We start from the raw sequence: 16,454 nt of genomic DNA, 5'->3' as shown, positions 1-16,454 counted from the left end.
CCCGGCTCAGACGAACCGCTTCACGAACTCCAACGCCGTCTGCGCGACGTCCCGCCACCCGTGGTCGATGGTCAGCGAGTGGCCGCGGCCCGGCAGCTCCACGATCTCCGTCACGCCCGGGTTGTCCTTCTGCTGCTTGAAGGACGCGTTGGCGATCGCCCACGGCACGGTGTTGTCCTTCTCGCCGCTGATGATCAGCAGCGGGCCGCGGTCGGGGTTGTCGGTGTCGACCTTGACCTCCGTCCACGGGTTGAGGTTCGCGAACGCCGCCTGGAACAGCGGCGCGCCCGGCGCGGGCACGGCGAACTCCTCGAACAACGCGCGCGCCTCCTCCTCCGGCAGCGCGTTGGCGAAGGAGAACCGGAACTGCTCGTAGGTCAACGGCACCGCCCGGCCCCGGTTGGCCGGGTTGCCCAACACCGGCAACGCCGCCCGCAACGACGACACCGGCAGCGGCAGCACCCCGCGGAACGGCGCCGGGTCGATGGCCACCGACGCCGCCGACACCCCGCGCCCGGCGAGGATCTGCGTCAACAGCCCGCCGAACGAGTGCCCGACCACCGCCGGCTTGCGCGTCAACCCGCTGATCACGTCCTGCACGTGGTCCGCCACCTCGCCGACGGTGTGCCCGGCCAACGTCTCGGGGTGCGCGTTGGCCTCGGCCACCGTCTCGGGGTCGCCGGGCCACCCCGGCACGACCACCGCGTACCCGGCCTCCTCGAACACCCCGACCCACCGCTCCCAACTGCTGGGCAACAACCACAACCCGTGGATGAACACCACAGGCACCCGCCCACTCCCGTTGGCCCGCTCCACCTGCTCCGCCTCGTGCCCGCTGACCGCCATCGCCGTTCCCTCCAGAAGTGCCTGTGGACGAGGCGAAAACTACGGACGCGCGGCGCACCGCGAATCCCCGAAACACCCCAGTGGATCGCTCACGCCGGGGCTCGTCGTCGCCTACCGTCATGCGCGAGGGGTGGCGACGGCGGAGAAGGGTGGAGCCCCAGTGGGTGAGCCGAATCTGCGGGTGCTTCACAAGAGCCGGCGCAGGCCTCGCGAGGGCGACATCTTCGCCTTGTCCCCCCGTGACGACCTGTTCGTGTTCGGCCGCGTCGTCTCGACAGAGGCGACGTGGGCGCAGGCCGAACCGCCGCCTCCACCGGTCAACCTCATCTACGTCTACCGGCACACCTCGCCCGTGGCGGCGGTGCCCCCGGACAGCGAACTACAGGCGGACAAGCTGCTCATCCCGCCCGCGATGGTGAACAAGCTGCCGTGGAGCAGGGGGTACTTCCAGACCATCGGCAACATCCCGTTGCGTCCAGGGGAGACGCTGGGCGTCCACTGCTTCCGTGACGCGCGCGGCAGGTACTTCAACGAATTCCTCGAACCACTCGCGGCGCGCACCGAGCCGTACCCCGTCCTCGGGCTCGGCAGTTACCGGACCGTCGACGACCAGGTCTGCGAGGCTCTGGGCATCCCGCTCGCGGACTGATTCCCCGTCGCCATCGGCAGGGGCGTGTTTCACCGAGCACGGCCGAGTCGCCCCGGGACGGTGGGTGTCGACCGTCGCACCGCGTGTAACCGGCCGCACAGCCAGCTTGACACCTGGGTACCCCTACGGGGTATACCTATGTGCAGCAGGGCGAAGGAGGCAGGGCATGCGGGGATACGCGAGCGGCAAGGACGATTACCTCAAGCGGCTGCGGCGGATTGAGGGGCAGGTGCGGGGTTTGCAGCGGATGGTGGAGAACGACGAGTACTGCATCGACGTGCTCACTCAGATCGCTGCGTCGACGAAGGCTCTGCAGGCGGTGTCCCTGGGTCTGCTCGACGAGCACCTGAAGCACTGTGTGGCCGAGGCGTTGTCGGAGGGTGGCGAGAACGCCGAGGCCAAGGTCCGCGAGGCCAGTGACGCGATCGCCCGTCTCGTCCGGTCCTGAAAGACGCGAACAACGAGGAGGAACCACAATGGCCGAGTCCACTTTCACCGTGGTCGGGATGACCTGCGGGCACTGTGTGGCGTCCGTCACCGAGGAGGTCAGCGCCATCGCCGGGGTGTCCGACGTGGCCGTGGACCTGCCGACCGGGCTCGTCACCGTGACCAGCGCGCAGCCGCTGGCCGAGGCCGAGGTGCGTGCCGCGGTCGAGGAGGCGGGCTACTCGCTCGCCGGCTGAGCCGACCGATCCAGGGGAGCCCGTGCGGCGCCCCACGAGTCTTGGGATTTTCGATGAACACAGCAGCGAAGCTCTCCGCCTACGGTGTAGCGCTCGTCCTGGTCGCCGCCGGCGCCTGGGCGATCGGCAACGCTGTCGGTCCCCTTTCCTCCGAGTCGGCCCCGAAGGCCGAGAGCGAGGCGCACGGCAGTGAGGCCGCCGGGCACGGGGACAGCCACAGCGGCACCGTCGCGGAGGGCGCGCAGGACCTGCCCAAGGGGCTGGCGTCGACCAGGGGCGGCTACACCCTCGCGCCCACCGTCACGACGTTGCCCGCGGGGACCAGCCCTTTCTCCTTCCGGATCCTGGGTCCGGAGGGGCATGCGGTGACCTCGTTCGAGGTCGAGCACGACAAGAAGCTTCATCTGATCGTGGTGCGTCGGGACACGTCCGGGTTCCGGCACGTGCACCCCGAGATGGCCGCCGATGGCACGTGGACGGTGCCGTTGGACCTCCCGCAGGCGGGCACGTACCGCGTCTTCGCCGACTTCAAGGCGACCGGTGGCGAGGCAACCACCCTGGGCACCGACGTGTCCGTGGCCGGCGCGTTCGAGCCACGGGCGTACACGCCCTCCCGGGTCGCCGAGGTCGATGGCTACCAGGTGCGTCTGGACGGTGACCTGGTGGCGGGCAAGGCGTCGCCGGTGAAGGTGACGGTGAGCAAGGACGGCAAGCCGGTCACCGACCTCCAGCCTTATCTGGCGGCGTATGGTCACCTGGTGGCGTTGCGCCAGAGCGACCTGGCCTACCTGCACGTCCACCCCGAGGGCGCGCCCGGCGACGGTAAGACCGCCCCCGGTCCGGAGATCGCCTTCGTGGCGGAGGTGCCCAGCGAGGGCGGGTACCGCCTGTTCCTGGACTTCCAGCACAACGGCGTGGTCCGGACCGCCGAGTTCACGGTGTCCACCGACGGCACCCCGGCACCGGCACCCACGACGACGACCGCCGCGGACAACCACGGCACGAGCGAGGACGGACACGGTCATGGCGGCTGAACAGGTCGAACTCTCGATCACCGGCATGACGTGCGCTTCGTGCGCGAACCGGATCGAGCGCAAGCTGAACAAGCTCGAGGGTGTGACGGCGACGGTGAATTACGCCACCGAGAAGGCGAAGGTCACCTTCGAGGGCGTCGACCCGGCGGCCCTGATCGCCACGGTGGAGGCCGCCGGCTATGGCGCGACCCTGCCGACCCCGGCGAACGAGCAGGCCGAGGCCTCGGCAGAGGAGGTCGACCCGACGGCGTCGCTGCGGCAGCGGCTGCTGGTGTCGGTCGTGCTGACGGTGCCGGTGGTCGTGTTGGCGATGGTTCCGGCGTGGCAGTTCGACTTCTGGCAGTGGATCTCCCTGACGTTGGCCGCGCCGGTGATCGTGTGGGGTGCGTGGCCGTTCCACCGTGCGGCGGCGGTGAACCTGCGTCACGGCGCGGCCACGATGGACACCCTGGTCTCCCTGGGCACCCTGGCCGCGTTCGCCTGGTCGGTCTACGCCCTGCTGTGGGGTACGGCCGGGACGCCCGGTATGACCCACCCGTTCGAGTTGACCATCCAGCGTGGTGACGGCACCGGTTCGATCTACCTGGAGGTCGCGGCCGGCGTCACCACCTTCATCCTGGCCGGCCGGTACTTCGAGGCCCGCTCCAAGCGCCGGGCCGGCGCCGCACTGCGAGCGCTGCTCGAACTGGGCGCGAAGGACGTGGCGGTGCTACGCGACGGCCGCGAGACCCGGATCCCGACCGCCGAGCTGAGGGTGGGGGACCGGTTCGTGGTGCGGCCGGGGGAGAAGATCGCCACCGATGGTGTGGTGGAGGACGGTAACTCGGCGGTGGACGCGTCGATGCTGACCGGTGAGTCGGTGCCGGTCGAGGTCGGTCCCGGTGACGCCGTGGTCGGCGCGACCGTCAACGCCGGCGGCCGCCTGGTCGTGCGGGCCACCCGCATCGGCTCGGACACCCAGTTGGCGCAGATGGCGCGGCTGGTGGAGGACGCGCAGAACGGCAAGGCCGAGGTGCAGCGCCTGGCCGACCGCGTCTCGGGGATTTTCGTGCCGATCGTGATCGCGCTGGCGGTGGGGACGTTGGCGTTCTGGTTGGGTGCGGGGCAGGGGACGGCGGCGGCGTTCACCGCCGGCGTCGCGGTCCTGATCATCGCCTGCCCGTGCGCCCTGGGTCTGGCCACGCCGACCGCGCTGCTGGTGGGCACGGGGCGGGGTGCGCAGCTCGGGATTCTGATCAAGGGGCCGGAGGTGTTGGAGTCGACCCGCCGGGTGGACACGGTGGTGCTGGACAAGACCGGCACCGTCACCACCGGCCGGATGAGCCTGGTCGCCGTCCACACCGCCGAGGACACGACCGAAACCGAGGTGCTGCGGCTGGCCGGCGCTCTGGAGCACGCCTCCGAGCACCCCATCGCCAAGGCCGTCGCCACCGGCGCGACCGAGCGGGTCGGTGAGCTGCCCGAGGTGGAGGGGTTCCGGAACCTGGAAGGCCTGGGCGTGCAGGGCGTGGTCGACGGACACGCGGTCATCGTGGGTCGGGAGCGGCTGCTGGCGGAGTGGAGCGTCCACCTGGACGGTGAGCTGGCGGCCGCGAAGGCCGACGCCGAGGGCAAGGGCCGCACGGCCGTCCTGGTCGCCTGGGACGGCCGGGCACGGGCGGTGCTCGTGGTCGCCGACACCGTCAAGCCGACCTCCGCGGAGGCGGTCCGTGAGCTGCGGGCGCTGGGGCTGACCCCGGTGTTGTTGACCGGGGACAACGAGGCCGCGGCGAGGGCGGTCGCGGCCGAGGTGGGCATCGACGAGGTCATCGCCGAAGTCCTGCCCAAGGACAAGGTCGACGTCGTCGCCCGCCTCCAAACCGAGGGCCGGGTCGTGGCGATGGTCGGCGACGGCGTCAACGACGCCGCGGCCCTGGCCAAGGCCGACCTCGGCCTGGCCATGGGCACCGGCACCGACGCGGCGATCGAAGCCTCCGACCTCACCCTGGTCCGCGGCGACCTCCGGGCCGCGGTGGACGCCATCCGCCTGTCACGGCGCACCCTGGCCACCATCAAGGGCAACCTGTTCTGGGCCTTCGCCTACAACATCGCCGCCCTACCATTGGCCGCGGTGGGCCTGCTCAACCCCATGATCGCCGGCGCCGCCATGGCGTTCTCCTCGGTGTTCGTGGTCAGCAACAGCCTCCGCCTGCGCGGCTTCCGCAGCACCCCCACCACGACCAACCCACAGGCACCCACCTCACCCCGCACGCAACGACACCTGGCCACCACACCCTGACACCACCCACCCACGGCCCGCGGCGGTTCCCCCGGACCGCCGCGGGCCCTCGCCCGTGGCACCATGCCCCGCATGACCGGTGAGGGACGGCGGCGAGCGGACGCCGAACGCAACATCGAGGCCATCCTCGACGCGGCACTGGACTGCATCAGCGACCAACCCGACGTCAACATGACCGCCATCGCCAAAGCCGCCGGCGTCAGCAGGGTCACCCTCTACGCCCACTTCCCGTCCAGACACGACCTCGTCGCCCACGTACTCGACCGCGCGGTCACCACAGCCGCCGAAGTACTCGACACCGAAACACTCGACGACCACGACCCCGCCGAAGCCCTCACCCGCCTGATCCGATCGGGATGGCAGATCCTCGCCGGCCACCGCAACCTCATGACCGCCGCCCACGACACCCTCCCACCCGCCCAGGTCCGCAGCTTCCACAACACCGTCCTACGCCGAGTCGAGAAACTCATCACCCGCGGACGCCGCCAAGGCACCTTCCGCACCGACCTCCCCCAAACCTGGCTGGTCACCATCTTCTACAGCCTCCTCCACGCCGCCGCCGAAGAAGTCACCGCAGGCAGACTCCGCCAACGCGACGCAGCCGACGTACTCGCCACCACCATCCTGAGCGCGCTGACCCCACCAACCCGCTAAGGGCACCCGACGGCGGGGGCGGCCCACGTGCTCCAGCCGGACCTCGACCACGTCCCGGCTCATCGCCAGCGCAAACCCGGGGGTGCCGTGCTCGGCCACCCGCAGCACCGCGGCGCCCACGGCGTCCACGGTGAGCACGGCGGTGACCTGGTCGTCGGTGAGGTGGCGGTGCAGCCCCTCGGGTCGCGACCACGACGCCGGACGTGCAGGCCATGCTGAACGCGAGCGGGTGGTCGTGGTCCAGCCACAGCGTGGGAGGCGTCCCAGGTTCCTGCCGGGCGGCGGCACGCAGGACCGCCAGGTGCTCCCGGCGAGCGCGCCTGCTCCTCCGCGCTCAGCGTGTGCTTTTCGGCGCGCGCAGCGCGCTTTTGTGTCGTGGTCTCAACCACAGGTGGAGGGCCTCGGTTCCCCCGCCGTATGGCCTGCCCGAAGGGCTACCACAGATTTCCCGGGGTGCAGCCGAAAGTTTTTGCGAGGAACGAGCAAAAAGTTTTAGCGGCACCCCGGGAAATCTGTGGTTGGCTTTGCCAGGCCATGCGGTGGGGGAACCGACGCCCTTCACCCCCCGCTGGCGGCCTGCCGCGCGGCGAGCGCCGCTTTTCATCTTTCAAGCGCGCAGCGCTCCCAAGAGCGCGAAGCGCGTTCGGCTTGAGAGCGAAGCGTTCCGGTTCAAAGATTAAAAGAGCCTCGCCGGCGGGCAGGCCACCAAAGATGACTCAACTGCAACGGCGGGGGCTTCTTGCTTTTGCCATCTCCGTATGGCCTGGCGGAGCCTACCACATTTTCCAGGGGTTGCCGCTAAAACTTTTGCTCGTTCCTCGCAAAACTTTCGGCTGCAACCCCTGGAAAATGCGGTAGCCCTTCGGGCAGGCCATACGGAGATGACAAAAGCAAGAAGCCCAAGTTGGGTTGTGTCCTCTCCGGTGGACTGCCACCCGGCAAGGCGGGCGGACTGCCACCCCGGCAGAGCGGGCGGACTGTCGCCCGGCAAAGCGGTGGACTGCCGCCCGGTAAGGCGGGTGGACTGCGACTCGCCGGCTTCGCTGAAGAGCGTGCGCGGGGGAGTGGGGACTCAGCCGGCGGGGAGTAGGTCCTTCATCTCCTCGATCTCGGCCTGCTGGGCGTCGATGATCCGCTGGGCCAGCTGTTTGGCCTCGGCGTTGCGGCCTTGCCGTAGTTCGGTGTTCGCCATGTCGATGGCGCCCTGGTGGTGCTTGATCATCATGGCCAGGAACATCATGTCGAACTCGGTGTCCTTGGCCTGCTTCAGCTTCTCCGACTCTGTCGGGTCCATATCGTGCCCGGCGGTGCCGTGGTGTGTGCCGGGGGCTTCGGCGCCCCAGGTCTTCAGCCACTCCGTCATGGTCTTGATCTCGGGGGCCTGCGCCTTCTCGATGCGGGTGGCGAGGTCGAGCACCTTGGGGTTGGTTGTGCGGCCCTGGGCGAGTTTGGCCATGTCGAGCGCGCCGACGTGGTGGGGGATCATGTCTTGCGCGAAGGTGATGTCCGCGTCGTTGCGCTCGTTCGACGAGGTGGCGGTCGTGGTTTTCGTCGTGCTGGGGTTGTGGCTGTTGCCGGGGTTGTTGCTGCAGCCGGCGAGCGTGATTGCGGTCAGGACGGCAAGCGTCGTCCCGACCAGGGTCTTCCTGGTCATGGTGTCCTCTGTGGTTGTCGTTCCCTGGCTGTTGTGAGTCCACTGTGGACTGAACGTCACAGCCTCAGGACGCAGAGGTTTGCGAGCAGTGCCGGTGTACCGCGTGGTGGTGGGGGAGGGGCGCGCAACCGCGCTACCGACAAGGCGTGGATGCGGTTGCGGTTCACCGGCCTGTTCGCCGTGAGCAACGCCAAGGCGAGCACCAAAGCGGCGGACAGGATCGCCAGGCACAGGTGCAGCATGTCGTGGCCGCTGTCCTGTGTGGGCGCGTTTTCGGTTGCGTGTGAGCAGCATTCGTCGGCGGCCATGACCGTCGCGCTCGTTGTCGTGTGGTCGCCGGACGGGTGTGTGCTCAGGTGGTGCATCCCGACCAGCGCGAGCGCTACGGCCCACACGAGGACCCATCGCAGGGCGCTCGCACGGGTGACCACGCCCTCACGATACACAGTCCACCTCGCCTCGCGACCTCTGCTACTACTCTACCTAGTAGGCAAATGCACTCCCGATCCGAGGTGTCATCACCCAGGGCAAGGTGGCACTTGCCCGTGTTCGTCCGGCAGTGCTGTTGGCCGCCGTGTGCGGGGTGCCTACGCTGGGCTACGCCGCAGGCGGGCCTGCCCCAGATCCCTGGGAGCGTCAAGTGAACAGAACCGCGCTGTACGTCGTGCTCGTCGCCTGGGTCGTCGGCCTCTCGCCCGTCGTCGCCCCGCCGAGCGCGTCTGGTCGGAGCGCCTTCCAGCTGTCCAGCACGGCCTTCGCCGACGGCGGCGTGATCCCCAAGGTCCACGAGTGCACGAGCGGCGGCGGTAACGACCCTGGCAAGCGGAACGAGTCCCCGCCCCTGGCGTGGACGGGCGCACCGGACACGGCGAAGAGCTACGCCATCGTCATGCGCGACCTGGACAACCGCAACCTGATCCACTGGGTCATCTACGACATCCCGGTGAGCACGACTTCGTTGCCCCAGAACGTGCAGCACGCCTACCGACCGCCGATCCCCGCCGGTGCCAGGCAGGTCTACTACCGGGGCAGCGCGAGCCTCTACGGCTACCAGGGCCCGTGCTCGCCGTCGACGGTCAACACCTACGAGTTCGTGGTGCACGCGCTCAACCAGACCTCCCTGACCACCCTCAACGCTTCCTCCTCCACCCAAACCGCCGCCAGGACGATCACCGCGGCTACCATCGGTTCGGCTCGGATCACCGGCGAGTCCTGACCGATGGGGGAGGCCCGGGGTGGCGCGGGGAGTGGCGGGTCGAGCGCGGGCGGCCGGCGAGTGGATCGGCGAAGTGGTGCCCGAGTTGGTGCGCCGGCACGGACTGCCCGGTGCCCAGGTCGCCGTGCTGGTGGACGGCGATGTCGTGGACGCCGCGGCGGGCGTGCTCAACCTCGCCACCGGGGTGCCGGTGACCAGCGACGCGGTGTTCCAGATCGGCTCGATCACCAAGGTGTGGACCGCGACCCTGGTGCTGCGGCTGGTGCACGAGGGGTTGCTCGACCTGGACCGGCCGGTGCGCGAGTACCTCGACGGGTTCCGGCTCGCCGACGAGGCCGCGAGCGCGACCGTGACCACCCGGCAACTCCTGAACCACACCGCGGGTTTCGACGGCGACATCTGGACGGACACCGGCCGCAACGACGACGCCGTGCGCAAGTACGTGGAGGCCCTCGCCGACGCCGTCCAGTACTTCGCGCCCGGCGAGCTCTTCTCCTACAGCAACAGCGGTTACGTGGTGCTCGGCCGGCTGGTGGAGGTGCTGCGCGGCAAGCCGTTCAACCGCGTGCTGCGCGAAGAACTGGTCACGCCGCTCGGGCTGTCCCACGTGGCGACGGACGTCGAGGAGGCGATCCTGCTCAGGCCCGCGGTGGGGCACGAGCGGGTGGAGCCGGACGGGCCCCTCGAGCCGGTGCGGAGGTGGTCGCTCGTGCCCGCCACCGCGCCCGCCGGCGCGATGTTCGCGATGAGCGCGCGCGACCTGCTCGGCTTCGTCCGGCACCACCTCTCGACGCCGGGCTACGACGTGATGCGGGAGCCCCAGGTCGAGGTGCGCGAGCCGGGGCTGGTCGACGGACACTGGGGGCTGGGCTGGTCGCTGCCGGACTGCGGCGGGCCGGTCGTCCTGGGCCACAGCGGCTACACCATGGGGCAGCGGGCGTTCGTGCGGGTCGTGCCCGACGCGGGTGTCGCGGTCGCGTTGCTGACCAACGGTGGTGACGTGTTCCCGGTGTTCGCCGAGGTCTTCGGCCACCTGCTGCCCGAGTTGGCGGACGTGCGGCAACCCGAACTCCCCACTCCGCCGGAGAATCCCCGGCCCGTTGACGCGAACCGGGCCGCCGGCACTTTTCGGTCCTCCGCGGGGACGTGGGAGGTGCGCGTGGACGACGACGGCCGCGCCCGGGTCCGCGTGTCGTCGCCGGACGACGACGAAGAGGACGAGGAATTCGAGGTGGTCGCCCTGGACGAGGACACCCTGATCACCCGCGCGCCGCGGGAAGGCAGGCACGTGGTCCTCGGGCTCGGCGACCCGGACGCGGAGGGCCGTGCCCGGTTCCTGCGGTTGACGGGACGGGCGCTGGTCCGCGACACGGGCCGGTAGACGCGCGCGGCCGGAGGTGGTATCCCCGGTTCGAAGGCGGATCGTCGATTTCGATTTCGAACTCGGGTGGCCCGAGCTAACGGTATTCGCGTTATCTTTAGCACCCGACAATGCGCGGTTCGAAACTTTTTCGGGGCGTCTTGACCAGTCGGGGAACGTCCTCCACAGTTTGGAAATGCGACCGGCACCCGCGCCAATGGAATGCGTGCCGGCCCATTCGGCGCAAGCGGTCGTGTGAACGTTGCCCGCGGTTCGCACCCACCTCGACGAAGAGGAGCCCGCACCATGGTCGGATCTGGCCATCACCCGCCCACCGCCGTCCGACGAGCCCGAGGGCGTCGCGTGGCCGGTGTCACCGCTGCCGTCGCCGTGCTGCTCGGCGGGGTCGTGGCGGCCTTGAGCGCGGCGCCGGCGTCGGCGGCGACCGTCGACACGACCGCCTGGTACGTGCTGGTCAACCGCAACAGCGGCAAGGCGTTGGACGTCTACAACCTGGCCACCAACGACGGCGCCCGCATCACGCAGTGGACCCGCAACGACGGCAACCAGCAGCAGTGGCAGTTCGTCGACTCCGGCGGCGGCTACTACCGGGTGAAGTCGCGGCTGTCGGGCAAGGTCCTCGACGTGAGCGGCGCGTCCACCGCGGACGGCGCCGCCATCATCCAGTGGTCCGACCACAACGGCGGCAACCAGCAGTTCCGGCTCGCCGACTCCGACAGCGGCTACGTGCGCCTGATCAACCGCACCAGCGGCAAGGCGGTCGAGGTGCAGGGCGCGGCGACCAACGACGGCGCCAACGTCGTGCAGTACAGCGACTGGGGTGGCGCCAACCAGCAGTGGCAGTTCGTCCGCGTCGGCGGCGGCGGGACGACCACCACCACGACCACGACCACCACGCCGGGCGGCGGGTGCGACCTGCCGTCGACCTACCGCTGGACCTCGACGGGCGTGCTGGCCACCCCGCGGTCGGGCTGGGTGTCGCTCAAGGACTTCACCAACGTCGTCTACAACGGCAAGCACCTGGTCTACGGGACCACGCACGACAACGGCACCAGTTGGGGCTCGATGAACTTCGGCCTGTTCACCAACTGGTCCGACATGGCGTCGGCGCCCCAGCAGGCGATGAACTCCGGCACCGTGGCGCCCACGCTGTTCTACTTCGCGCCGAAGAACATCTGGGTGCTGGCCTACCAGTGGGGCGGCCCGGCGTTCAGCTACCGGACCTCGTCCGACCCGACCAACCCCAACGGCTGGTCCGCGCCGCAGACCCTGTTCACCGGCAGCATCTCCAACTCCGGCACCGGCCCGATCGACCAGACCCTGATCGCCGACGACCAGAACATGTACCTGTTCTTCGCCGGTGACAACGGCCGGATCTACCGGGCGAGCATGCCGATCGGGAACTTCCCGGGCAGCTTCGGCTCGAACTACACCACGATCATGACCGACAGCACGAACAACCTGTTCGAGGCGGTCGAGGTCTACAAGGTCAAGGACCGCAACCAGTACCTGATGATCGTCGAGGCGATCGGGGCCAACGGGCGCTACTTCCGCTCGTTCACCTCCAGCAGCCTCAGCGGCTCGTGGACCCCGCAGGCGGCCAGCGAGAGCAACCCGTTCGCGGGCAAGGCCAACAGCGGTGCCACGTGGACCAACGACATCAGCCACGGCGACATCGTGCGGACCAACCCCGACCAGACCAAGACCATCGACCCCTGCAACCTCCAGTTCCTCTACCAGGGCCGCAGCCCCAACTCCGGCGGCGACTACGGCCTGCTGCCCTACCGTCCGGGCGTGCTGACCCTGCAACGCTGACCGCCTGACGCGGGCCGACCTCGACCGGTCGTCCTCCACCGGGCCGGCGCCCCCACCTCTCACCGGGTGGGGGCGCCGGCTTTTTCCTTCCCGTTTTCGGGGAGATCCGCCGACCGGTCCCCACGTACCCGGTGCGGGCGCCACCTGGGTGCCCGGAGGAGGAGGCTGTCATGAGGAAGTGGTGGGCGGTCGTCGTCGCGCTGGCCCTCGCGCTGGGCTCGACGTCGGCGGTGGCGACGGCCGCGCCGAGCGGCCTGGTCAAGGACCCCGGCTTCGAGAACCAGACCAGCCGGGCGATCGCCGCGCCGTGGGGCTGGGAGGGCGGTGACCCGAAGGGCGTCGACGTGGCCCTGGGGCTGGAGAACACCGGTCGCAACAACGCCTGGATCCGCGCCGCGAGCCGGAACTGGAACGCCCTGACGCAGAAGGTCACCGTCACCCCGAACACCGACTACGCGCTCGGCGCGTGGGTGCGGGTGTCCGGCAACTTCACCGGCGGCTACTTCGGTGCCCGCACCGGCGACAACCGCGCGATCCTCAACGAGGTCCGCTACGGCGCCGCCGCCAACAACCCCGGCGCGTACCAGTACCTGGAGACGAGGTTCAACTCCGGGGCCAACACGTCGGTGATCGTGTTCCTCGGGTACTGGGCGCCGGGCGTCGACTCGTGGGTCCAGGTCGACGACGTGGACCTCGGCGGCGTCTACTTCAACTGGGCCGGGTACGTGCAGGTCAGCAGCCCGTACAACCAGGCGCCGATGCGGTACGTGGCGGCGTCCTGGGTGCAGCCGGCGTTCGGCTGCAACGACCCCAAGCTGTCGCTGGGCATGTGGGTCGGCCTCGGCGGGTTCAACACCAGCGCCCAGGAGAGCCTGGTGCAGGTCGGCACGGCCGTCACGTGCATCACGCGCAACTACCCGAACGAGCTGTACGCCGAGCACCAGGCGTTCTTCGAGGTGATCGACGGCGGCTCGGACACCCACCAGGTCAACCTGAACCTGCCCCTGCACCCCGGTGACGTGATCACGGCGTCGGTCAGCGCCGATCGCGCGGACCCGCACAAGTACACGCTCTACATCGCCAACAGCACGCGGAACTGGACCTGGACCACCCCGGTGACCGCCCCGCACAGCCGCAACCTGTCGGCGGAGGTCATCGTGGAACGCCCGAAGGTCACCCCCTGGGGCGCGAACTGGCCCAACGACCTGAGCATCGCGTTCCGCAACGTCTGGTTCGACGGCGGCATGCCCTACCAGGTCGAACTCCGCGCGGTGAAGGCGATCAACGACACGAAGACCCGCGTCTACGCGCCCACGGAGGTGACCAGCCCCCTGCAGGACGGCTTCACGGTCCGCTCCCTGGCACCGTGACTTCCCACGGCCGCGAGGTGCCCACGTCGGCACCTCGCGGCCGGCTACCGTGAGGCGACACCGAGGTGGGGCGCATGGGCTTCCGCCCGATGCGCTAGGTCACTCCGGCTGCACCGCGTACGCCCGCGGGTACTTGTGGCCGGCCGGGGGAGTGGAGGGACCGGAGAACGAGACGAGCGTCCCGATCGGCAGCGCCGCCGACCCGTCGGCCAGGTCGTCGCGGGACACGAACCACGACGCCCCGCGCGTGTCCGTGATGAACCCGTGCGACTGCCCCGGTTTCCAGCCGGTCACGGTGCCCTTGCGGCGTCCCCGGGGCTCACCGGCCACCGACGCCCCGCTCCCGGAGGTCCGCACGAAAGGCGCCCGCAGCGGATAACCGGCACCCTCGGCCGGCGAGAACAACTCGTCGAACGTGGGCGTCACCGAGGCCGCCGCCCGCAACGGCGCGGCCGTGCGCGGCATCCAGGCGGGCGCGACGACCCCGCCGTCCACCACCGGCACCACGACCCGAACACCCCGCGCCACCAGCCGCTGCGCCAGGGGTGCGAAGTCCGCGTCCCCGGTCACCAGCACGACCCACTGCAACGGCACCGAGGTGGCCCGCTCCCACGCCTCCAGCGCGAGGTGGACGTCGACCCCCTTCTCCTTGCCGGAGTGCAAGGGCAAGTCGTGCCGCACCACTCCAGCCGCCGCCAACACCGCGTCGAAGGCCACGGCCGGCGTGTCGATCCTCCCGCGCACGTAGTGGGCCTCGCTCACCACGCACTCGTCCAACGGCCGGTTCACGACGGTGTGCACGTACCAGCGCAAGGAGTCGTGGAACCCGTCCAACGACACCCGAGCGGCCCGGGGGTGCACCGACGCGAAGTAGTCGCTCACATACGCGAACCAGGTGCCGTCGTAGAACACCCCGATCCGCTCACCGTTCCCCACGCGCGGAACCGTACCCGCCGGGTCCCCGCGGGTCGCTCGCGTGTTGCGGCGGCCGGGGTTGCGGCGGCGGGGCGTGGCGGTGGCGGGGTGTGGTGGCGACGGCTGCGGTGCCGTCGCCACCGACGCCAGGGCTTCAGGACGGGAGGCGGATGGACTGCTCGTGGCGGAAGACGTTGCGCGGGTCGTAGCGCTTCTTGACCTGTTGCAGCCGGCGGTAGTTGTCCTTGTAGTACAGGTCGTGCCACGGGACGCCGGAGCGGTTGTGCTCGGGGTTGCCCAGGTCCACGTCCGGGTAGTTGACGTAGCACCCGTCGGTGACGCCGTTGGGCACCGGCACGCCGCCGGTGTCGGCGAACACGGCGCTGTAGAACTCGCGCAGCCAGCCGATGTGGCGGTCGTCGTCGGCCGCGTCGCCCCACAGCGCCATCCACAGCAGCTGGAACCGGGCGCCCCGGTGCGGTTGGGCGGTGGCGGCGGGGTCCACGGCGGAGACCTTGCCGCCGTAGGAGGACAGCGTCACGGAGAGGTCGCCGTTGTCCAGGTCGGGCCGGGTGAGGAAGTCGTGGAACAGGTCGATCTGGGCGTCGGTGAAGTTCTCGCGCATGTAGGCGGACTTGTAGTCGGCGCGCAGGGTCGGGTCGTTGAGGGAGATGTTCTCCGTCCCGATGAACCGGGTCGCCTGCAGCCACGGCAGTTCGCGGGGCGTCTCGAACGCGGCCATCGCGCGGTGCTCGCCGATGTCGCGGGTCAGGGCCTGGGGCTGGGTGTCGACGCCGTCGAGCACGGCGTGGAGGTAGTCCTCCAGGACGCCCAGGGCGTTGGGCGCGGTGGCGTCGGCCTGGGTGATCAGGCCGATGAACCCGTCGTGGACGTGGGTGAGCGCGAGTTCGCTGCCGATGATGTTCGTCGGGCTGTCGGGGGCGCTGTTGGCGACGTGCCAGGCGCCGAAGTTGCGGACCAGTCGGCGGAACTCGTCGCGGGACACCTCGCTCCACGGCAGGCCGATCGCGCTGACGTACACCGACGCGGGCGGCTTGGGCAGGATCTCGGAGGGCTGCGCGCCCTTCGCGCCGGGGCTGCGGAACAGGTAGCGCGTGACGACGCCGAAGTTGCCGCCGCCACCGCCGGTGTGGGCCCACCACAGGTCGCGGTTCGGGTCGTTCTCGCGGCGGGTGGCCACGACCGTGCGGGCCCGCCCGGCAGCGTCGACGACGACCACCTCGACGGCGAAGAGGTGGTCGACGACCAGACCGTGCTGCCGGGCGAGCATCCCGTAGCCGCCACCGGCGACGTGCCCGCCCATGCCGACGGAGTTGCAGATGCCGGCCGGGATGATGACGCCCCACGTCTTGTAGAGCGCGTCGTACACGTCCATGAGCGTCGCGCCGGACTCCACCGCGACCGCGTTGAGCTGGTGGTCGTAGTAGACGCGGTTGAGCCGGGAGACGTCGAGCACGACCTGCACGTCGGGCTCGAACACGAAGCCCTCCAGGCAGTGCCCGCCGCTGATGACGGTCAGCCGCTTGCCCTCCCGCACCGCCTGCTGCACGACGGGCGCGACCTGGGAGGGGTGGCCCACGAGCCGCACCGCCTCGGGCGAGCCGATGAACCGCTGGTTGAGTTCGCGGCGCACCAGGTCCGCGTACTGCTGGTCGTCGGGCGTGATGGTGACCGGCCCGAACGAGGCGATCACCTCACCGACCCCGTCGAGCACCGACGACGCCGCGTCGTGGGTTCCCTGTGTCATACCCACACCTTCCTTACTAGTCGTTTGAGGACAACTGACTTCATGGAAAGGAGTGGGAACAGGCTTCTCCAGTACACGTGATCGTGCGCAGCAATCGTGCACTTAGTGATATGAATCACACCAACGTAACACCAAGCGGCTCTTGCCGATGGCGAATGGATCTAGTAGTGGCCTATCTAAATCCACGCGAG

General features: G+C 69.7%; 15 protein-coding genes. 10 read left to right on the top strand and 5 right to left on the bottom strand.

Going from position 1 to position 16,454, the window contains the following annotated elements; all coding sequences use genetic code 11:
- Window positions 1–6 precede the first annotated feature (6 nt).
- The gene (locus DFJ66_RS11655; RefSeq protein WP_121220677.1) at window positions 7–846 is read right to left on the bottom strand and encodes an alpha/beta hydrolase; all 840 of its coding nucleotides are present in this window, start codon (window positions 844–846) and stop codon (window positions 7–9) included.
- A gap of 160 nt (window positions 847–1,006) precedes the next feature.
- Here DFJ66_RS11655 and DFJ66_RS11650 point away from each other — a divergent pair, with 160 nt between their 5' ends.
- The 6 genes from DFJ66_RS11650 to DFJ66_RS11625 all read left to right on the top strand — a co-directional run bounded on the left by DFJ66_RS11650 (window position 1,007) and on the right by DFJ66_RS11625 (window position 6,144).
- On the top strand, window positions 1,007–1,495 hold the full coding sequence (locus DFJ66_RS11650) for an immunity 26/phosphotriesterase HocA family protein (protein WP_170199282.1): 489 nt from the start codon (window positions 1,007–1,009) through the stop codon (window positions 1,493–1,495).
- Between the two features lie 166 nt (window positions 1,496–1,661).
- Entirely contained in the window at window positions 1,662–1,943 is a 282-nt protein-coding gene (locus tag DFJ66_RS11645; RefSeq protein WP_121220675.1) for a metal-sensitive transcriptional regulator, read from the top strand.
- A 28-nt stretch (window positions 1,944–1,971) separates the two neighbouring features.
- Window positions 1,972–2,178 carry a heavy-metal-associated domain-containing protein gene (locus DFJ66_RS11640; protein WP_121220672.1) on the top strand — a complete coding sequence of 69 codons (207 nt, stop codon included), beginning with the start codon at window positions 1,972–1,974 and terminating at the stop codon, window positions 2,176–2,178.
- 53 nt (window positions 2,179–2,231) lie between these two features.
- Window positions 2,232–3,212 (top strand): hypothetical protein, encoded by a 981-nt coding sequence (locus DFJ66_RS11635; protein ID WP_121220670.1) that lies wholly within the window; start codon window positions 2,232–2,234, stop codon window positions 3,210–3,212.
- The gene (locus DFJ66_RS11630; RefSeq protein WP_121220668.1) at window positions 3,202–5,490 is read left to right on the top strand and encodes a heavy metal translocating P-type ATPase; all 2,289 of its coding nucleotides are present in this window, start codon (window positions 3,202–3,204) and stop codon (window positions 5,488–5,490) included. The genes DFJ66_RS11635 and DFJ66_RS11630 overlap by 11 nt, the downstream gene beginning before the upstream one ends.
- Window positions 5,491–5,562: 72 nt before the next feature.
- The gene (locus DFJ66_RS11625; protein WP_211351087.1) at window positions 5,563–6,144 is read left to right on the top strand and encodes a TetR/AcrR family transcriptional regulator; all 582 of its coding nucleotides are present in this window, start codon (window positions 5,563–5,565) and stop codon (window positions 6,142–6,144) included.
- Window positions 6,145–7,216: 1,072 nt separating this feature from the next.
- Here the strand turns inward: DFJ66_RS11625 and DFJ66_RS11620 are convergent.
- The gene (locus tag DFJ66_RS11620) at window positions 7,217–7,798 is read right to left on the bottom strand and encodes a DUF305 domain-containing protein (RefSeq protein ID WP_121220664.1); all 582 of its coding nucleotides are present in this window, start codon (window positions 7,796–7,798) and stop codon (window positions 7,217–7,219) included.
- 56 nt (window positions 7,799–7,854) lie between these two features.
- Complete coding sequence (locus DFJ66_RS11615; RefSeq protein ID WP_121220662.1) at window positions 7,855–8,229, bottom strand: DUF6153 family protein; 375 nt, start codon at window positions 8,227–8,229, stop codon at window positions 7,855–7,857.
- Between the two features lie 209 nt (window positions 8,230–8,438).
- On the opposite strand from DFJ66_RS11615, the gene DFJ66_RS11610 reads away from it, so the two are divergent.
- The 4 genes from DFJ66_RS11610 (at window position 8,439) to DFJ66_RS11595 (ending at window position 13,580) form a co-directional block, all read left to right on the top strand.
- Window positions 8,439–9,014: a YbhB/YbcL family Raf kinase inhibitor-like protein gene (locus tag DFJ66_RS11610; RefSeq protein WP_246029699.1), complete on the top strand. Its 576-nt coding sequence runs from the start codon at window positions 8,439–8,441 to the stop codon at window positions 9,012–9,014.
- Between the two features lie 19 nt (window positions 9,015–9,033).
- A complete protein-coding gene (locus DFJ66_RS11605) occupies window positions 9,034–10,395 on the top strand; it encodes a serine hydrolase domain-containing protein (RefSeq protein ID WP_246029698.1) in 1,362 nt (453 codons plus the stop codon).
- 285 nt (window positions 10,396–10,680) lie between these two features.
- Window positions 10,681–12,210: a non-reducing end alpha-L-arabinofuranosidase family hydrolase gene (locus DFJ66_RS11600; RefSeq protein WP_121220658.1), complete on the top strand. Its 1,530-nt coding sequence runs from the start codon at window positions 10,681–10,683 to the stop codon at window positions 12,208–12,210.
- Between the two features lie 170 nt (window positions 12,211–12,380).
- A complete protein-coding gene (locus tag DFJ66_RS11595; protein WP_121220656.1) occupies window positions 12,381–13,580 on the top strand; it encodes a G1 family glutamic endopeptidase in 1,200 nt (399 codons plus the stop codon).
- A gap of 99 nt (window positions 13,581–13,679) precedes the next feature.
- On the opposite strand, the gene DFJ66_RS11590 is transcribed toward DFJ66_RS11595, so the two are convergent.
- Both DFJ66_RS11590 and DFJ66_RS11585 read right to left on the bottom strand, forming a co-directional pair.
- On the bottom strand, window positions 13,680–14,516 hold the full coding sequence (locus DFJ66_RS11590) for an NYN domain-containing protein (RefSeq protein WP_121220654.1): 837 nt from the start codon (window positions 14,514–14,516) through the stop codon (window positions 13,680–13,682).
- A gap of 133 nt (window positions 14,517–14,649) precedes the next feature.
- Window positions 14,650–16,263, bottom strand: a complete 1,614-nt coding sequence (locus tag DFJ66_RS11585; RefSeq protein ID WP_121220651.1) for an FAD-binding oxidoreductase — start codon at window positions 16,261–16,263, stop codon at window positions 14,650–14,652.
- Window positions 16,264–16,454 lie beyond the last annotated feature (191 nt).

Source organism: Saccharothrix variisporea, assembly GCF_003634995.1.
Taxonomy (GTDB): domain Bacteria; phylum Actinomycetota; class Actinomycetes; order Mycobacteriales; family Pseudonocardiaceae; genus Actinosynnema; species Actinosynnema variisporeum.
This window is presented reverse-complemented; position numbering and strand designations above follow the sequence as displayed.